Raw genomic sequence first — 18,376 nt, forward strand, 5'->3', positions numbered from 1 at the left:
TTGCCGCTCAAAGCTGTCTCGCAGAGACCCCCATGACTGATCAACAACGCCTCGAACTCGAAGCCGCCGCCTTCCGCCGGCTGGTCGCCCATCTGGACAGCCGCAAGGACGTGCAGAACATCGACCTGATGAACCTCGCCGGCTTCTGCCGCAACTGCCTGTCGAAGTGGTACAAGGCCGAAGCGGACGAGCGTCAGATCGAAGTTAGCCTCGATGACGCCCGCGAAGTGGTTTACGGCATGCCGTACGCCGAGTGGAAAGCCCAATATCAGCAAGAAGCCAATGCCGACCAGCAAGCGGCGTTCGCCAAAGGAAAAACTCATGAGTGATCTGAACAGCCTGCGCAGCAGCCTGAAAAGCGGCGAACACGCTTTCGCCGACACCCTGGCTTTCATTGCTGCGGGTTACGACTACCAGCCGCAAGCCTTCAACAACGGTGGCGTGGAAAACGCCGCCGGGCAGAACGAAGGCTCGTGCAAGACGTTGGGTCTGGCGCTGCTGGAAGGTCTGAGCAATGAAGAAGCGCTGCTGGCGTTTGGCGAGCATTACCGTTCGGTGGTAGCGACGCCTGAAGGTAGCGATCACGGCAATATCCGCGCGTTGATCCAGCACGGTCTGGCCGGCGTGAAGTTCACCGCCCAGCCCCTGACCCGCCGCTGATTTCAGCTGCAACGCCCCCCCTGTAGGAGTGAGCCTGCTCGCGATAGCGGTGTATCAGTCGACTCATATGTTGACCGGTACACCGCTATCGCGAGCAGGCTCACTCCTACAATGAACTGCGTTGGAGCAGGAATAACGGGCATAAAAAAACCGGCCGAAGCCGGTTTTTTTATGCCTGCGATCTTAGAACGAAGCGTTCTGCAGACCGTCCAGGTAACGCTCGGTGTCCAGTGCCGCCATGCAGCCGGCGCCGGCCGAGGTGATCGCCTGGCGGTAAACGTGGTCAGCCACGTCACCGGCAGCGAAAATGCCTTCGACGCTGGTTGCAGTGGCATTGCCTTCACGGCCGCCGTGCACCACCAGGTAACCGTCTTTCAGGGTCAACTGGCCTTCGAACAGCGAAGTGTTCGGGGTGTGGCCGATGGCGATGAACACGCCGTCAACGGTGATTTCATCGAAGCTGCCGTCGTTGTTCTTCAGACGCGCGCCGGTCACGCCCATGTTGTCGCCCAGGACTTCGTCGAGGTTGGCGTTCAACTTGAGGATGATCTTGCCTTCAGCGACGCGAGCGTTGAGCTTGTCGATCAGGATCTTCTCGGCACGGAAGGTTTCGCGACGGTGGATCAGGGTCACGGTGCTGGCGATGTTGGCCAGGTACAGTGCTTCTTCAACAGCGGTGTTGCCGCCGCCGACCACTGCAACAGGCTTGTTGCGGTAGAAGAAACCGTCGCAGGTCGCGCAGGCCGAAACGCCTTTGCCCATGAACGCTTCTTCCGACGGCAAGCCCAGGTAACGAGCGCTGGCGCCGGTAGCAATGATCAGGGCATCGCAGGTGTAGGTCGCGCTGTCGCCGGTCAGGGTGTAAGGCTTGGCAGCGAAATCCACAGCGTTAATGTGATCGAAAACGATCTCGGTTTCAAAACGCTCGGCGTGCTCGCGCATCCGCTCCATCAGGGCTGGACCGGTCAGACCGTGGACGTCGCCCGGCCAGTTGTCGACTTCGGTAGTGGTGGTCAGTTGACCGCCAGCCTGCATGCCGGTGATCAGCAGTGGCTTGAGGTTGGCACGGGCCGCGTATACCGCAGCGCTGTAACCGGCAGGGCCGGAACCGAGAATAATCACTCGCGAATGACGGACTTCAGACATGACCTGCTCCTGTTGACCGGGCCAAAAAACGGGCACGGATCGCCGGACTGCCGGCGGGAATAAAAAAGGACCGTGGAAACCTTGGGGAAGGTTTGAGCTCGACAGTCCTGTAAAAAGTTGGGTGCAGCGTATCGAGGGGGGCAAGATTAAGGAAATACGGTTTAACAATCCAGCTCATAGGTGGTCTCTATGCCGACACACTGACGAGATGGACGTCTTTGTTACAGTGAATGTCGATCGCTCTGCCGCGCTTTCGCCCCCCGTGCAAAGTCGGTAAGGTCGGCGCGTTTTCCCTTGCTCGGAGCACCTTATGCCCGCCCCTGTTCTGTCCGGCCCGCAATACCTGCGCGAAGGCCTGAAATTGGTCTTGAGTCCAGGCCTGCGCCTGTTCGTTTTGCTGCCGCTGGCGATCAACCTGGTGCTGTTCGTCGGATTGATTTATCTGGCCGGCCACCAGTTCAGCCTGTGGGTCGATACGCTGATGCCCTCGCTGCCGGAATGGTTGAGCTTCCTCAGCTACATCCTCTGGCCCTTATTCGTGGTGCTGGTGGCGTTGATGGTGTTCTTCACCTTCACCATGCTCGCCAACGTGATCGCCGCGCCGTTCAACGGCTTCCTCGCGGAAAAAGTCGAAGTGGTGGTGCGCGGCACCGATGACTTCCCGGCGTTCAGCTGGGGCGAGTTGATCGCCATGGTCCCGCGCACCCTCGCCCGGGAAATGCGCAAACTCGGCTATTTCCTGCCACGCGCCATCGGCCTGTTCATCCTTTCGTTCATCCCGGTGGTGAACATCATCGCCGCGCCGCTGTGGCTGCTGTTCGGTGTATGGATGATGGCGATCCAGTACATCGACTACCCGGCGGACAACCACAAGCTGGGCTGGTACGAAATGCTCGCCTGGCTGCGGCAGAAACGCTGGCAGAGCATGAGCTTCGGCGGGATTGTGTATCTGGTGCTGCTGATTCCGGTGGTCAACATCCTGATGATGCCGGCGGCCGTGGCCGGGGCGACGTTGTTCTGGGTGCGTGAACGCGGTGCTGAGAATCTCGTCACTCAACGCTGAGCACGTCACAAATCCATCATCCGAACGTCACAAGCACGACATGGCCTCAGCCGACACTGAGGCCATGACGACAGCTCTACACATCACCCTGATCAGCGAAACCTTCCCTCCGGAAATCAACGGGGTGGCCAATACCCTTGGTCGCTTGTGCGATGGACTGCGCGCGCGCGGCCACCAGGTTGAACTGGTGCGCCCGCGTCAGGCAGGCGATCCGCAGCGCAGTGAAGATGACGCACTATTGCTGTGCCGAGGCTGGCCGTTGCCGGGGTATCCGGGGCTGCAATGGGGGCAGTCGTCAATGCACAAACTGCTGCGGCGCTGGAAGCGTCAGCGCCCGGACGTGCTGTACATCGCCACGGAAGGCCCGCTCGGGTTGTCGGCCCTGCGGGCGGCGCGGCGTTTGGGTATTTCGGTGGTCAGCGGCTTTCACACCAATTTTCAGCAATACACCAGCCAATACGGGCTTGGCTTGCTGACGCGGATGCTCACGCACTATCTGCGCTGGTTTCACAATCGCTCGGCGCTGACGTTGGTGCCCAGTGTCAGCCAGCGCCTGGAACTTGAGCGACGGCATTTCGAGCGGTTGGCGCTGTTGTCGCGCGGTGTCGACAGCCAGTTGTTTCATCCGAGCAAGCGGCTGAATGCATTGCGTGAGCAATGGGGTTTGTCCGAGCGCGATATTGCCGTGATTCATGTCGGACGCCTCGCTCCGGAGAAAAACCTCAGTCTGCTCAAACGCAGTTTCGAAACGCTGCAAAGGACTTATCCACAACGCAATCTGAAACTGATCGTCGTCGGTGACGGCCCGCAACGGCTGGCGCTGGAAAAGGATTTGCCCGAGGCGATCTTCTGCGGTGCACAGCGCGGTGAAGCGTTGGCGGCGCACTATGCGTCCGGGGATCTGTTTCTGTTTCCGAGCCTGACGGAAACCTTCGGCAACGTGGTGCTCGAAGCATTGGCTTCGGGATTGGGCGTGGTGGCTTACGATCAGGCTGCGGCGGCGCAGCATATTCGCCATGGCTACAACGGCGTGTTGGCGATGCCTGGTGATGAGCAGGCTTTTTGCGAGGCGGCGGCGTGGTTGCTGGAAGAGGAAGAGACGTTGCGTTGCGTGCGTTTGAATGCGCGGCAGCATGCGAGTCGCCAGGGGTGGGCGACGATCATTGAGCAGTTTGAAAAGCATTTGCGCGGGGCTTGTGTGGGGGAGCAGGTGGTGCCGAATGCGCAGACATTACCCTGAATCTTTGCTGACCTTAGAACCGCTTTCGCGAGCAGGCTCGCTCCCACAGGGGATCTCGGTGAACACACATTTTGTGAACACCAGAGAAACCTGTAGGAGTGAGCCTGCTCGCGATGGCGTCAGTACAGCCGCTGGTTAAACCAGCGTCATCAACGCCTCACGGCTGAACGGCAGAATATCCTGCTCACGCCCTTCGCGGACTTTCAGCGCCCAGTCCGGATCGACCAGCAACGCACGGCCCACCGCCACCAGATCGAATTCCTCTTTGTTCAGACGCTCCAGCAGGTTCTCCAGACTGGCCGGTTGCGCGACCTTGTCAGTGTTGACCATGAACTGCAGAAACTCGCCATCCAGACCCACGCTGCCAACGGTGATGGTCGGCTTGCCGGTGAGTTTGCGCGTCCAGCCCGCGAGGTTCAGTTCGGAGCCGTCGAACTCCGGCTCCCAGAAACGCCGCGTCGAGCAGTGGAAAATGTCCACACCAGCGTCGGACAGCGGCTTGAGGAACTCACCCAACGCCTCCGGAGTTTGCACCAGACGTGCGGTGTAATCCTGCTGCTTCCATTGCGAGAAACGGAAGATGATCGGGAAACCTTCGCCGACCGCTGCACGTATGGCTTGAATCAGTTCGATGGCGAAACGCGAACGGTTGGCCAGGCTGCCGCCGTATTCGTCGGTGCGCTGGTTGCTGCCTTCCCAGAAGAACTGGTCGATCAGGTAACCGTGGGCGCCGTGGATTTCCACGCCGTCCATGCCGATGTTTTGTGCATCTTTGGCCGCCTGGGCGAAAGCAGCGATGACGTCCTGGATGTCCTGTTGGGTCATGCCGTGCACCACGACCTGACCGTCCTTGAGTTTTTCCGACGGGCCGTAAGCCGGTACGCTGGCGTCCGGCTCGGTGCCGATGCGGCGCACGCTGCCGACATGCCACAGCTGCGGAACGATCTTGCCACCTTCGGCGTGAACGGCGTCAACGACTTTTTTCCAGCCGGCCAATGGCGCCTCACCAAAGAATTGCGGCACGTTCGGGTAGCCGTTGGAGGCGATGTGGCCGACGGTGGTGCCTTCGGTGATGATCAGGCCGACACCGGCGGCTGCGCGACGGCGGTAGTACTCGATGACTTTCGAATTCGGTACGCCACCCGGTGAAAACGAGCGGGTCATTGGTGCCATGACCACGCGGGTCGGCAGTTCGAGGGCACCGAGGTGGAACGGTTTGAACAAGGCTTGAACGGGCATCGAAGGGCTCCACAGAGAAGGCTTTATGACGGCGATAATATGGAGACGCGAACCCTTTGAACAGCACTATTGATTTGGGTGATTAAGGATTAAAAGACGCAAAGCAAAAGATCGCAGCCTTCGGCAGCTCCTACACGGGGTTTGAGGCCACCTGTAGGAGCTGCCGAAGGCTGCGATCTTTTGATCTTGCTGTTTCAGCTCAGCGCTTTTTCAATCGCATGAACAATGGTCGGATCATCCGGCGCCGTGCGCGGCGAGAACCGCGCCAGCACCCGACCATCCTTGCCGAGCAGGAATTTCTCGAAATTCCAGGTGATGTCACCGGGAAACTCCGCGCCCTCGCCCGCCAGCAAGCGGTAGAGCTGATGCCGTTCGTGGCCGTTGACTTCGAGCTTGCTCGACAACGGAAACGTCACACCATAGTTAAGGCTGCAGAACTCCTGAATTTCCTTTTCAGAGCCAGGTTCCTGGCCGGCAAACTGGTTGCACGGCAGACCCAGCACACTGAAGCCTTTGCCTTTGAATTGCTGATGGAGGTTTTCCAGCGCCGCGTACTGTGGGGTCAAGCCGCATTTGGAGGCGACGTTGACCACCAGCACGACTTGGCCCTTGAACGGCGCCAGCGGTAGCTCCTGACCATCCAGGGCTGTCAACTTAAGGTCGTGAAAAGCACTCATGACGAACTCCAGGATTCCGATGTTCTACTCGAAACAGCCACTTGGCGAGGCCACCAAGGACAGCCGCGGACTAAAAAGGCGCCCGCAGGCGCCTCTCCAGTACTCGAAGCTTAGCGCAGAAAATCAGTGGTGATGGCCACCTTCGCCATGGACGTGACCATGAGCGATTTCTTCCTGGCTGGCTTCACGGATGTCAACGATCTTCACTTTGAAGTTCAGGCGCTGACCGGCCAGTGGGTGGTTGCCGTCGACGGTTACGTCGTCGCCATCGAGATCACGGATGGTGACGATCTGCATTTGGCCGTCCGGCGCCGAAGCGTGGAACTGCATGCCGACTTCCAGCTCGTCAACGCCTTCGAACATGCTGCGGCTCAGGGTGCTGACCAGCTCGGCGGCGTATTCGCCGTAAGCGTCTTCCGGCTCAACGGCAACTTCCAGCTCGTCACCAACAGCTTTGCCTTCCAGAGCTTTTTCCAGGCCCGGGATGATGTTGCCTGCGCCTTGCAGGTAGACCAGCGGAGCGCCGCCGGCGGAGCTGTCGATGACCTCACCAGCGTCGTTGGTCAGGGTATAGTCGATGGAGACAGCCTTATTGGCGGCGATCAGCATGGGGCGAGACCTTTTGCAGAAGAATATAGAAAGGCCAAGTTTAGCGAAGCAATCGCGCGAAAGCGAACACAACCCGGACAAACGGGTTTCGACGATTGCAGGCTTCCATCAGGACGAGGACGACCACTGGGTCGTCGAGCTTTCCTGCGGTCATACCCAACACCTGCGCCACCAGCCGCCGTGGCAATCGCGCGCCTGGGTGCTCGACCCGGCGCAACGTATTGAAAAAATAGGCCAACCCTTTGCCTGCGGTTGGTGCGCACAAGGCTCGGTTAGCGATAACCTTGGCGACTGAATTTCGGTAGTCAGCCAGACATAAGCTGACACCATTGCCATGCACCTTTAGAGAATTCGCATGCAAACTTTTTTTATCGCACCCACCGATTTTGGCGTGGGTCTGACCTCCATCAGCCTCGGGCTGGTGCGCACACTTGAACGCGCCGGCCTCAAAGTCGGTTTCTTCAAACCGATTGCCCAGCCGCACCCGGGCGACACCGGCCCTGAGCGTTCGACCGAGCTGGTCGCGCGCACCCACGGCCTGAAACCGCCGCAACCACTGGGTCTGGCCCATGTTGAGCGGATGCTCGGCGACGGTCAGCTCGATGAACTGCTCGAAGAAATCATTACCCTGTATCAGCAAGCGGCCATCGGCAAAGACGTGCTGGTCGTCGAAGGCATGGTGCCGACCCGCAGCGCCAGTTACGCCGCACGGGTCAACCTGCACCTGGCCAAGAGTCTCGACGCCGAAGTGATTCTGGTCTCGGCGCCGGAAAACGAAGTGCTCGCCGAACTCTCCGGTCGCGTCGAATTACAGGCGCAACTGTTCGGTGGCCCGAAAGACCCGAAAGTCCTCGGCGTGATCCTCAACAAGGTCAAGACCGAAGAAAGCATGGACGCCTTCGCTGCGCGCCTGAAGGAGCATTCGCCGTTGCTGCGCAGCGGTGATTTCCGCTTGCTCGGCTGCATTCCCTATCAGCCGGAACTCAACGCACCGCGCACCCGCGACGTCGCCGACCTGATGGGCGCGCAAGTGCTCAATGCCGGTGATTACGAAACCCGGCGGATGACCAAGATCATCATTTGCGCGCGCACCATGCGCAACACCGTCGAGCTGCTCAAGCCCGGCGTGCTGGTGGTGACGCCGGGCGATCGCGACGACATCATCCTCGCCGTCAGCCTGGCGGCGATCAACGGCGTGCCGCTGGCCGGCCTGCTGCTGACCAGCGACACCCTGCCCGATCCGCGCATCATGGATCTGTGCCGAGGCGCGTTGCAGGCCGGTTTGCCGGTACTGTCGGTGAGCACCGGCTCGTATGACACGGCCAACCTGCTCAATGGCCTGAACAAGGAAATCCCGATCGACGACCGCGAGCGCGCGGAGATCATCACTGATTTCGTCGCCAGCCATCTCGACGCCAAATGGCTGCACCAGCGCTGCGGCACGCCGCGAGAAATGCGCCTGTCGCCGGCGGTGTTCCGCTATCAGTTGATTCAGCGTGCGCAAGCGGCGAACAAGCGCATCGTCCTGCCCGAAGGCAGTGAGCCGTTCACCGTGCAAGCGGCGGCGATCTGTCAGGAACGCGGGATTGCCCGTTGCGTGTTGCTGGCCAAACCCGAAGACGTCGAAGCCGTCGCCCGCGCCCAAGGCATTGTGTTGCCGCCGGGGCTGGAGATTCTTGATCCGGATCTGATCCGCGAACGCTACGTCGAGCCGATGGTCGCCCTGCGCAAAACCAAAAGCCTGAATGCGCCGATGGCCGAGCAGCAACTGGAAGACACCGTGGTGATCGGCACCATGATGCTCGCACTCGATGAAGTCGACGGTTTGGTTTCCGGCGTGATCAACACCACCGCCAACACCATCCGCCCGGCCTTGCAGCTGATCAAAACCGCGCCGGGCTGCACGCTGGTGTCGTCGGTGTTCTTCATGCTGTTCCCGGAAGAAGTGCTGGTGTACGGCGACTGCGTGATGAACCCGCACCCGAGCGCCAGCGAACTGGCCGAAATCGCCCTGCAAAGCGCCGACTCGGCAGCGGCCTTCGGCATCACCCCGCGCGTGGCAATGATCAGTTACTCCAGCGGCGAATCGGCCACCGGCGAAGAAGTCGAGAAAGTCCGCGAGGCCACCCTCCTCGCCCACGAACAACAGCATTCGCTGCTGATCGACGGCCCGCTGCAATACGATGCCGCGGCCAACGCTGAAGTCGCCCGGCAACTGGCACCGAACAGTCAGGTCGCCGGTCGCGCCACGGTGTTCGTGTTCCCGGATCTGAACACCGGCAACACCACGCACAAAGCCGTGCAACGCAGCGCCGATTGCGTCAGCCTCGGGCCGATGCTGCAAGGCCTGCGCAAACCGGTGAACGATTTGCCGCGCGGCGCGCAAGTCGATGACATCGTCTACACCATCGCCCTCACCGCGATTCAAGCCGCCAACCGACCTATGGATGTGTAAATGCTGGATTTTCTACCTGCACCGTTGCGCGGCGTGATTGCGTCGCTGCTGTTGGCACTCAACACGATTCTGCTGTGCTCGTTTCTGTTCTGCGTGGCGCTGATCAAAGTACTGCCGTTCGACCTAGCCCGACGCGCCTCGCTGTGGCTGATGAGCCACACCCACGAAGCGTGGATCAGCAACAACAAGGGCTGGATGAACCTGGTACGGCGCACGCGCTGGCACGTCAGTGGTCTGCAAGGGCTCGACTATCAGCACTCGTATCTGATCACCAGCAATCACCAGAGCTGGGTCGATATTCTGGTGCTGCAATACGTGCTCAACCGCCGGATTCAACCGCTGAAGTTCTTCCTCAAGCAGGAGCTGATCTGGGTCCCGGTGATCGGTCTGGCGTGGTGGGCGCTGGGCTTTCCGTTCATGAAGCGTTACTCCAAGGCGTACCTGGCCAAGCACCCGGAGAAGAAAGGTAAAGACCTGGAGACCACCCGTAAGACTTGCGCGAAGTTTCGTAATAACCCGGTGGGGATTTTCAATTTCGTCGAAGGCACGCGGTTTACCGACGGCAAGCATGCGCAGCAGCAATCGCCGTTCAAGTATCTGCTCAAGCCAAAGGCTGGCGGGATTGCGTTTGTGCTGGATGCGATGGGCGAGCAACTGGAGTCGATCGTTAACGTGACGATTCACTATCCGGCCGGGCGTCCGGGGTTTTGGGACTTGCTGTGCGGCAATGTGCGCGACGTGGTGGTGCACTTTGAAGAGCTGAAGATTCCACAGCAGTTCATCGGCAAGAACTACGATCAGGACGGCGAGTATCGCCTGCAGTTTCAGGGCTGGATCAATCAACTGTGGCTGGACAAGGATGCGCTGCTCGAACAGATGCACCGCGAATATCCAGACAAGCTCTAATCCCCTGTAGGAGTGAGCCTGCTCGCGATAGCGGTGGATCAGCCACCAACAATGTTGAATGACACACCGCTATCGCGAGCAGGCTCACTCCTACAATTGACCGAGTTGGCCCGAATAAAAAAGCCCGTCGATGATCACTCATCGGCGGGCTTTTTATTTGTCGCTAACGCTTAGATCGCGCCACGTTTACGCAGCAGATCCAGCACTTGCTTGACGCTGTCTTCCAGACTCAGTGTCTGCGTGTCGATCACCAGATCGGCATTCAGCGGCACGTCGTACGGGAAGGATTCGCCCGGGATGTTGTCGCCAGCGGCGGCATACAGACCTTGCGGATCACGCTCGGCGCACACGGCCGGCGAGGCCTGTACGTAGACCGTCAGCAGACGATCCTTGCCGATCAGATCCTTGGCCTGCTCGCGACCTTCAGCGCTTGGCGCGACGAACGCGGCCAACGTCAGCAAACCGGCTTCGTTGAACTGACGCGCGACGTGCGCGGCACGACGCCAGTTCTCGGTACGGCCGGCGCGATCCTGTGGCAGACCTTTGTTCAAGTCATGACGCAGGTTCTGACCATCCAGTACAAACACCGCACGGCCCATGTCGAACAACTTGCGCTCGACGGCGTAAGCCAGCGTGCTCTTGCCCGCGCCCGACAGGCCGCTGAACAGCACGGTCGCCGGTTGTTGGCCGAAGCGCTGGGCACGTTCTTCAGTGGCCACGTGCGCCAGTTTGCCGTGATGCGTGGCAGTGCCATGCGTCACCGGTTGCGCGACGATCATGCCAGCGCCGACGGTGCCGTTGGTCAAGCGGTCGATGATGATGAACGCGCCGGTGGTGCGGTTGCTTTCGTAACCGTCGAGGGCGATTGGCGCATCAAGCGCGATCTTCACCTTGCCGATTTCGTTGAGCTGCAACGCGCTCGCCGGGCCTTCTTCGAGGGTGTTGACGTCGACCTTGTTGACGATGCTGGCAATCGAGCCCGGCACGTAACTGGTGGCGCGTTTGATGTCGTATTTCTTGCCCGGCAGCATCGGCTCTTCAGCCATCCACACCAGCATCGCTTCGAAGCTGTCGGTAACCGGCGGCACGTTGTCGGCATGCACCAGCAGGTCGCCACGGGAGATGTCGATTTCGTCTTCCATGGTCAGCGTTACGGCCTGACCCGGACCTGCATGCTCCAGCTCACCTTCGAAGGTGACGATGGATTTCACCCGGCTGCTTTTGCCCGACGGCAACACCACGACTTCGTCACCCTTGTGCACGATGCCGCTGGCCAGCGTGCCGGCGAAACCACGGAAGTTCAGGTTCGGGCGGTTGACGTACTGCACCGGGAAACGCAGATCGGTGAAGTTGCGATCGCCCGCCACTTCCACGGTCTCGAGAATTTCCATCAGCGACTGGCCTGTGTACCAAGGCGAGCGCTCGGATTTATTCACCACGTTGTCGCCCTTGAGCGCAGACATCGGCACAAAGTGCATGCTGGTCGGCTTCATCTTCAAGCCTTCGGCGAACTTCAGGTAGTCAGCCTTGATCGACTCGAACACGCCTTCATCGAAGCCCTTCAAGTCCATCTTGTTGATGGCGACGACGATGTGTTTGATCCCCAGCAACGAGGCGATAAAACTGTGGCGACGGGTCTGGGTCTGCACGCCGTAACGCGCGTCGACCAGAATGATCGCCAGGTCACAGGTGGATGCACCGGTGGCCATGTTGCGGGTGTACTGCTCATGGCCGGGGGTGTCGGCGATGATGAATTTGCGTTTGGCGGTGGAGAAATAGCGGTAGGCGACATCAATGGTGATGCCCTGCTCGCGCTCGGCCTGCAAGCCGTCGACCAGCAACGCCAGGTCGATATCGTCACCGGTGGTGCCGACTTTCTTCGAGTCGCGGGTAATGGCTTCGAGGTGATCTTCGTAGATCATTTTCGAGTCGTGCAGCAGGCGCCCGATCAGGGTGCTCTTGCCGTCATCGACGTTACCGCAGGTCAAAAAGCGCAGCAGCTCTTTACGTTCGTGCTGGCCCAGGTAGGCGAGGATGTCCTCGCTGATCAAATCAGATACGTGCGACATGACAGCCCCTTAGAAATAGCCTTGACGTTTTTTATCTTCCATCGAGCCGGCGCCATCGTGGTCGATGACACGGCCCTGGCGCTCGGAAGTTCGCGTCAGGAGCATTTCTTGAATGATGTCCGTCAGCGTCTCGGCTTCGGACTCCACGGCGCCCGTCAACGGGTAGCAGCCAAGGGTGCGGAAACGCACTTTCTTTTTGACGATGCGCGCTTTGTCTTCGTCGGACAGGTGCTCGAGGATGCGCTCGTCGTCGATCATGATCAGCGTGCCGTTCTTCTCGATCACTTCGCGCTCAGCGGCGAAGTACAGCGGCACAATCGGGATGCCTTCGAGGTAGATGTACTGCCAGATGTCCAGTTCGGTCCAGTTCGACAGAGGGAATACACGGATGGATTCGCCCTTGTTGACCTTGCCGTTGTAGACGTTCCACAGCTCCGGGCGCTGGTTTTTCGGGTCCCAGCGGTGCTTGCTGTCGCGGAACGAGTACACGCGCTCTTTGGCGCGGGATTTCTCTTCATCGCGACGGGCGCCGCCGAAAGCTGCGTCGAAACCATGTTTGTCGAGTGCCTGTTTCAGGCCTTCGGTTTTCATGATGTCGGTGTGCTTGGCGCTGCCGTGGGTGAACGGGTTGATGTTCTGCGCCACGCCATCGGGGTTGATGTGGGTGATCAGGTCCAGGCCCAGTTCTTCGACCATCTTGTCGCGGAACTTGTACATCTCCTGGAATTTCCAGCGGGTGTCGACGTGCATCACCGGAAACGGCAGTTTGCCCGGGAAGAACGCCTTGCGTGCCAGGTGCAGCATCACGGCGGAGTCTTTACCGATGGAGTACAGCATCACCGGGTTATCGAACTCGGCGGCCACCTCGCGGATGATGTGGATGCTTTCCGCCTCCAGCTGTTTCAGATGCGTCAGTTTGTCGACCATGGCTACTCACGAAAACTTTCTTATGAACGGCCAGCGGGCCGTGTTCGAGCGGGAAATCCTAGCACAGCGGCCTCTTCTAATCAGGACGCCTACTAGATCGAAAGGGTATATGAATATGCCTGCCAGTTCGGCCGATGGGGACCAATGTGGGAGCGAGCTTGCTCGCGAAAGCGGTGTGCCTTTCAACAATGATGGCGACTGATACGGCCTCTTCGCGAGCAAGCTCGCTCCCACAGGGATTTGCGGTGGTTTTCAGATTGGGTTCGGGCAGTCGATGAAGATGTGTTCGACAGCGAAGCGTTTCGCCAGGTAGTCGCCCAGCGCCTGCACGCCGTAGCGTTCGGTGGCGTGGTGGCCGGCGGCGATGAAGCTGATGTCGTTTTCGCGGGCGCTGTGGAACGTCTGTTCGGACGCTTCACCGCTCAGATACAGATCGACCCCCGCCGCCACGGCCTGATCGATATAGCCCTGGCCACCGCCGGTACACCAGCCGACCCGGCGAATCATCGGATTACCCTCAATCAGCAACGGTTCGCGGCCCATCACTTCTTGCACCTTGCGGGCGAAATCGCGTGCTGTCATCGGTTCTTTCAAAGACCCGACCAAACCCACGATTTTGAGATTATCCGGGTCCAGCGGGCCTTCCACAGTGATGTCCAATTGGCGAGCAAGCTGCACGTTATTGCCGACATCGGGATGCAAATCCAGCGGCAAGTGGTACGCAAGCAGACTGATATCGTGCTTGAGCAACGTCTTCAAGCGACGCTGCTTCATGCCAGTGACGCATGGGTTCTCACCCTTCCAGAAGTAACCGTGATGCACCAGCACCAGATCGGCCTCTGCTTCGACAGCCGCATCGAGCAAGGCCTGACTGGCCGTGACACCACTGACAATGCGCATCACCTGCGGGCGGCCTTCGACCTGCAGGCCATTGGGGCAATAATCGGCAATTTTCGCACTGCCAAGGTAACGGTCGGCTTCTTCGACGAGGGTGCTGAGGGCAACGGCCATGAAAGACTCCTAAATATCCCGTTCAGAGGCACGCGCGGCCTCGTATAATGCGCGACATTATGGGCGGTCTGACCCCGCCTGCAACTCTTCCAGGACGTGCTTAATGTTCAAGGCGCTGCGTTTTATGGGCTGGCCGTTGTTGGCTGGCGTGCTTATCGCTCTGTTGATTATTCAGCGTTACCCGCAGTGGGTCGGGCTGCCGAGCCTCGACGTCAACCTGCAACAGGCGCCGCAAACCACCAGCGTGCAGCAGGGGCCGGTGTCCTATGCGGATGCGGTGACCATTGCCGCGCCTTCGGTGGTCAACCTCTACACCACCAAAGTCATCAACAAACCGGCGCATCCGCTATTTGAAGATCCGCAGTTCCGACGTTTCTTCGGTGACAACTCGCCGAAACAGAAACGCATGGAATCGAGCCTAGGTTCCGGCGTGATCATGAGCCCGGAAGGCTACATCCTCACCAACAACCACGTGACCAGCGGCGCTGATCAGATTGTCGTGGCCCTGAAGGACGGTCGTGAAACCCTCGCCCGCGTCATCGGCAGCGATCCGGAAACTGACCTCGCGGTGTTGAAGATCGATTTGAAAACCCTGCCGTCCATCACTGTTGGCCGCTCTGACAACATTCGCATCGGCGACGTCGCGCTGGCCATCGGCAACCCGTTCGGTGTCGGCCAGACTGTGACCATGGGCATCATCAGCGCCACCGGGCGCAACCAGTTGGGCCTGAATAACTACGAAGACTTCATCCAGACCGACGCAGCAATCAACCCGGGCAACTCCGGCGGCGCGCTGGTCGATGCCAACGGCAACCTGACCGGCATCAACACGGCGATCTTCTCCAAGTCCGGCGGCTCGCAAGGCATTGGCTTTGCCATCCCGGTGAAGCTGGCGATGGAAGTGATGAAGTCGATCATCGAGCACGGTCAGGTGATTCGCGGCTGGCTGGGCATTGAAGTGCAACCGCTGACCCAGGAACTGGCCGAGTCGTTTGGCTTGTCCGGACGGCCGGGGATTGTCGTCGCGGGGATCTTCCGCGATGGCCCGGCACAGAAGGCCGGCCTGCAATTGGGCGACGTGATTCTGAGCATCGATGGCGAGCCGGCCGGTGATGGTCGCCGTTCGATGAACCAGGTCGCGCGGATCAAACCGACTGACAAGGTGACGATTCAGGTGATGCGCAACGGCAAAGAGCTGAAGCTCACCGCGGAAATCGGCCTGCGTCCGCCACCGGCGCCGGTACAGGAAAAAGAAGAGTAAGAATTTTCTCGCGCCAGATGCGCGAATAAAAGACATTCTCAACAGGCATGTTATATTGTTTCAATTCTAAGAATTGGAACAACATAACATGTCGTCTCGAACAAAGACCTCCCTGCTGGGTTTGAGCCTCGGTTTACTGGTCGATCCAGCGTTTGCCGAAGAACCCAAGCCGCTTGAACTCGACGCCATCAGCGTCATCTCCGACTACGAATCGCCGACCGGCCCGGTCAAGGGCTATCGCGCCACACGCTCGGCCAGCGCGACCAAAACCGACACCGCGATCCGCGATATCCCGCAGGCGATCAGCGTAGTACCCGCCAGCGTGCTCAAGGATCTGGGCAGCACCAGCGTCGAGCGCGCGCTGGATTTCGCCGGCGGCGTATCCAAGCAAAACAATTTCGGCGGCCTGACGCTGTACGAATACAGCGTGCGCGGCTTCACCACTTCGGAGTTCTACAAGGACGGCTTCAGCGCCAATCGCGGTTATCCGAGCACACCGGATGCCGCCAACATCGAGCGTATCGAAGTGCTCAAAGGCCCCGCCGCCAGCCTCTATGGCCGAGGCGATCCTGGTGGCACGGTAAACATCGTCACCAAGAAACCGCAGCCCGAAGCGTTCACTACCCTGCAGACCAGCGCCGGCAGTTGGGACCGTTATCGCAGCGCACTGGACGTCAATACACCGCTGGATGATCAGGGCAATGTGCTCTCGCGGATCAACCTCGCGGTCGAGGACAACCACAGCTTCCGCGACCACGTCGACAGCCAGCGCATGTTCGTCGCGCCGTCGATCAGTTGGCAACTGAACCCGGACACCTCGCTATTGGTGGAAAGCGAAATCGTCCGTCACAGCTCCACCTTCGATCGCGGCATCGTCGCGCCGAACAACAAATGGAGCGGCGTTTCCCGCTCAACGTTCCTCGGCGAGCCCAACGACGGCAACCTCGATAACCACAACAACCTGCTTCAGGCCACGCTGGAACATCACCTCAACGACAGTTGGAAACTGCGTCTGGCCAGCCACTACAAGGAAGGCAAACTTTGGGGCTACGCCTCCGAGAATCGTCCATTGAACGCCGACGGCCACACCGTCAACCGCCGCTACCGCGAGCGCGATACCAACTGGCACGACAGCATCACCCAACTGGAACTGCGCGGTCTGTTCGACCTCGGCCCGTGGCAGCACGAACTGCTGATCGGCAGCGAATACGAAAACTTCCGCAAGAACGAGCGCGTTACCACCATTGCCGGCGGCCCTTATGCCATCGACATTTATAAGCCGATCTACGGCCAGCCAAAACCCGACGGCGCGCGCTCGGGCAGCGACTTCTTCGAGCACGTCGAAAGCCACGCCTTGAATCTGCAAGATCAGATCGTCTTCACCGACACACTGCGCGGGATGATCGGTGCGCGCTTCGAGCATTTCGATCAACACATCGACGACCACAGCCGAAACGCGACAAGCGACCAACGTCATGACGCCCTCACCCAGCGAGTCGGCTTGCTCTATCAAGTGACGCCGGAAACTGGCCTGTTCGCCAACGCCTCAACCTCTTTCAAACCGAACAACGGCCTCGACGCCGCCGGCAAATCCTTCGATCCGGAGGAAGGCGTCGGTTACGAAATCGGCATCAAGAACGAGCTGTTCGACGAACGCCTGAGCAGCACCCTCGCCTTTTTCCACATCGACAAGGAAAACGTCCTCGCCCTCGACCCGGCCACCGACACCAGCCGGGCGATGGGCAAGGCGCGCAGTCGCGGCTTCGACCTGCAAGTCACCGGACAGGTCAGCGACGCGGTACGAATCATTGGTGCCTTTGCCTACATTGACGCCGAAGTCACCAAGGGTGACGCGGTGATTCCCACCGGCAGCCGCATTCTTGGCGTGGCCAAACGCAGCGGCAGTCTGCTGGGGGTTTATGAGTTTCAGGATGGCCATTTGCGCGGCTCGGACGTTGGGGCCGCGTTCACCTATGTCGGTGACCGCTCGGGAGAATCCGGCAGCGACTTCGAGTTACCGGCGTATCACACCGTCGACCTGCTCGCGCATTACAAGGCCAGCGACAACGTCACCGTCGGCCTCAATCTGAACAACCTCTTTGACGAGAAGTATTACGAGCGCTCGTACAGCAACTACTGGGTCAACCCCGGCGAGCCGCGCAATTTCACCGTCAGCCTGACTCTCAACCTGTAAAAGGACGTCACCATGCAATACGGCAAACCCCTTGCGCTCATCGCTGCGCTGTTCGCAGGCGAAGTCTCGGCCCATGGCCTGTGGACCGAACAACGGCGCGGCAACATTGAAGTGGTTTACGGCCACGGCGCTGAGGACAACGCGTTCAAGGCAAAGAAAATCAGCGGCGCGTGGGCTTATGACGCGGGCGGCAAGATGATTCCGGTCAGCGTTGAGCGTCTGGCCGATCACGCACGTTTGAAGCCGCTGAAGTCACCGGCGGTGATGGCGGTGGCGCTGAACAATGGCATGTGGTCGCAGACCGCCGACAAAAAATGGATCAATGAGGGCCGCAGCAAAGTGCCGGGCGCTGTCGAGGCGACCGAGACATTTAAATACAGCCTGGCGATTTATCAGCCGGGGGCGAAGTTGCCCAAGCTTGATCAGATCAAATTGCTGATTGTGCCGGAGGTTGATCCGCTGACGGTTGGGCCGGGCAAGTCATTGCCGGTGCGGGTGTTGCTCGACGGCAAACCGGCGGCAGGGGTGAAGTTGATTGGCGACTATCGCAGCGCGCCTGACACGTTGAGCACCGAGACTGACAAGGAGGGTCGGGCGCAGGTGTTGGTGAGGAATGAAGGGTTGAATGTGATTGCGGCGCAGGTTGAAGTGCCGGTGAAGGACAGTGTGGATGTGGATCGTCGTGGGTTGTTCAGTTCGCTGACGTTCCTTGGCGAAGCGCATCACGAGTAAAAGCCGACCCTCACCCCAACCATCTCCCAGAGGGAGAGGGAGCCGACCGAGGTGTCTTGTGAGGTACATCGACCTGAAAGACCGAGTCGATTATGGATTCGGTAAAGCAGCATCAGGTCGGTGCAATTCAACAGCATCCCCCAATCAGTCCCCTCTCCCTTTGGGAGAGGGTTAGGGTGAGGGGCTT

At 59.6% G+C, this 18,376-nt stretch carries 17 protein-coding genes; 10 read left to right on the forward strand and 7 right to left on the reverse strand.

Annotation, left to right across the window (positions count from 1 at the left end):
* The first annotated feature begins 32 nt into the window (after nt 1–32).
* Both ACWR1S_RS21435 and ACWR1S_RS21440 read left to right on the forward strand, forming a co-directional pair.
* A complete protein-coding gene (locus tag ACWR1S_RS21435; protein WP_016987026.1) occupies nt 33–329 on the forward strand; it encodes a DUF1244 domain-containing protein in 297 nt (98 codons plus the stop codon).
* Nucleotides 322–660 carry a HopJ type III effector protein gene (locus tag ACWR1S_RS21440; protein ID WP_454564886.1) on the forward strand — a complete coding sequence of 113 codons (339 nt, stop codon included), beginning with the start codon at nt 322–324 and terminating at the stop codon, nt 658–660. The genes ACWR1S_RS21435 and ACWR1S_RS21440 overlap by 8 nt, the downstream gene beginning before the upstream one ends.
* A 183-nt stretch (nt 661–843) precedes the next feature.
* Here the strand turns inward: ACWR1S_RS21440 and trxB are convergent, their stop codons facing one another.
* Nucleotides 844–1,806: a thioredoxin-disulfide reductase gene (gene trxB, locus ACWR1S_RS21445; RefSeq protein WP_007912350.1), complete on the reverse strand. Its 963-nt coding sequence runs from the start codon at nt 1,804–1,806 to the stop codon at nt 844–846.
* 310 nt (nt 1,807–2,116) lie between these two features.
* Between trxB and cysZ the strand changes: the two genes are divergently transcribed.
* Together cysZ and ACWR1S_RS21455 are read left to right on the forward strand one after the other, a co-directional pair.
* Nucleotides 2,117–2,869, forward strand: a complete 753-nt coding sequence (gene cysZ, locus ACWR1S_RS21450) for a sulfate transporter CysZ (protein WP_454564887.1) — start codon at nt 2,117–2,119, stop codon at nt 2,867–2,869.
* Nucleotides 2,870–2,909: 40 nt separating this feature from the next.
* Nucleotides 2,910–4,109, forward strand: a complete 1,200-nt coding sequence (locus ACWR1S_RS21455; protein ID WP_454564888.1) for a glycosyltransferase family 4 protein — start codon at nt 2,910–2,912, stop codon at nt 4,107–4,109.
* 135 nt (nt 4,110–4,244) lie between these two features.
* Here the strand turns inward: ACWR1S_RS21455 and ACWR1S_RS21460 are convergent, their stop codons facing one another.
* The 3 genes from ACWR1S_RS21460 to ACWR1S_RS21470 all read right to left on the reverse strand — a co-directional run bounded on the left by ACWR1S_RS21460 (nt 4,245) and on the right by ACWR1S_RS21470 (nt 6,634).
* Nucleotides 4,245–5,348: an NADH:flavin oxidoreductase gene (locus ACWR1S_RS21460; protein ID WP_454564889.1), complete on the reverse strand. Its 1,104-nt coding sequence runs from the start codon at nt 5,346–5,348 to the stop codon at nt 4,245–4,247.
* A gap of 194 nt (nt 5,349–5,542) precedes the next feature.
* A complete protein-coding gene (locus ACWR1S_RS21465) occupies nt 5,543–6,025 on the reverse strand; it encodes a glutathione peroxidase (protein ID WP_141127736.1) in 483 nt (160 codons plus the stop codon).
* A gap of 123 nt (nt 6,026–6,148) precedes the next feature.
* The gene (locus tag ACWR1S_RS21470; protein ID WP_454564890.1) at nt 6,149–6,634 is read right to left on the reverse strand and encodes an FKBP-type peptidyl-prolyl cis-trans isomerase; all 486 of its coding nucleotides are present in this window, start codon (nt 6,632–6,634) and stop codon (nt 6,149–6,151) included.
* Here ACWR1S_RS21470 and ACWR1S_RS21475 point away from each other — a divergent pair.
* The 3 genes from ACWR1S_RS21475 to ACWR1S_RS21485 are packed head-to-tail and all read left to right on the forward strand — an operon-like array spanning nt 6,603 to nt 9,995.
* Nucleotides 6,603–6,929: a DUF3565 domain-containing protein gene (locus ACWR1S_RS21475; RefSeq protein WP_454564891.1), complete on the forward strand. Its 327-nt coding sequence runs from the start codon at nt 6,603–6,605 to the stop codon at nt 6,927–6,929. The two genes, ACWR1S_RS21470 and ACWR1S_RS21475, sit on opposite strands and share 32 nt — an antisense overlap.
* Before the next feature lie 60 nt (nt 6,930–6,989).
* Complete coding sequence (gene pta / locus ACWR1S_RS21480; protein ID WP_454564892.1) at nt 6,990–9,089, forward strand: phosphate acetyltransferase; 2,100 nt, start codon at nt 6,990–6,992, stop codon at nt 9,087–9,089.
* Nucleotides 9,090–9,995, forward strand: coding sequence for an acyltransferase (locus ACWR1S_RS21485; RefSeq protein WP_454564893.1), 906 nt, complete (start codon nt 9,090–9,092; stop codon nt 9,993–9,995).
* Between the two features lie 170 nt (nt 9,996–10,165).
* Here ACWR1S_RS21485 and cysN read toward each other — a convergent pair whose 3' ends face one another.
* From cysN to ACWR1S_RS21500, 3 genes are all read right to left on the reverse strand, one after another.
* Nucleotides 10,166–12,064, reverse strand: a complete 1,899-nt coding sequence (cysN, locus tag ACWR1S_RS21490; RefSeq protein ID WP_454564894.1) for a sulfate adenylyltransferase subunit CysN — start codon at nt 12,062–12,064, stop codon at nt 10,166–10,168.
* A gap of 9 nt (nt 12,065–12,073) precedes the next feature.
* Complete coding sequence (cysD, locus tag ACWR1S_RS21495) at nt 12,074–12,991, reverse strand: sulfate adenylyltransferase subunit CysD (protein ID WP_008085033.1); 918 nt, start codon at nt 12,989–12,991, stop codon at nt 12,074–12,076.
* Nucleotides 12,992–13,243: 252 nt separating this feature from the next.
* Nucleotides 13,244–14,002: a Nif3-like dinuclear metal center hexameric protein gene (locus ACWR1S_RS21500; RefSeq protein ID WP_454564895.1), complete on the reverse strand. Its 759-nt coding sequence runs from the start codon at nt 14,000–14,002 to the stop codon at nt 13,244–13,246.
* A gap of 103 nt (nt 14,003–14,105) precedes the next feature.
* On the opposite strand from ACWR1S_RS21500, the gene algW reads away from it, so the two are divergent.
* The 3 genes from algW (at nt 14,106) to ACWR1S_RS21515 (ending at nt 18,189) form a co-directional block, all read left to right on the forward strand.
* Nucleotides 14,106–15,263, forward strand: a complete 1,158-nt coding sequence (algW, locus tag ACWR1S_RS21505; RefSeq protein ID WP_454564896.1) for a Do family serine endopeptidase AlgW — start codon at nt 14,106–14,108, stop codon at nt 15,261–15,263.
* An 88-nt stretch (nt 15,264–15,351) separates the two neighbouring features.
* Nucleotides 15,352–17,457: a TonB-dependent siderophore receptor gene (locus tag ACWR1S_RS21510; protein ID WP_454564897.1), complete on the forward strand. Its 2,106-nt coding sequence runs from the start codon at nt 15,352–15,354 to the stop codon at nt 17,455–17,457.
* 12 nt (nt 17,458–17,469) lie between these two features.
* Nucleotides 17,470–18,189 (forward strand): DUF4198 domain-containing protein, encoded by a 720-nt coding sequence (locus ACWR1S_RS21515; RefSeq protein WP_454564898.1) that lies wholly within the window; start codon nt 17,470–17,472, stop codon nt 18,187–18,189.
* Nucleotides 18,190–18,376 lie beyond the last annotated feature (187 nt).

Source organism: Pseudomonas sp. AIG (assembly GCF_977020205.1).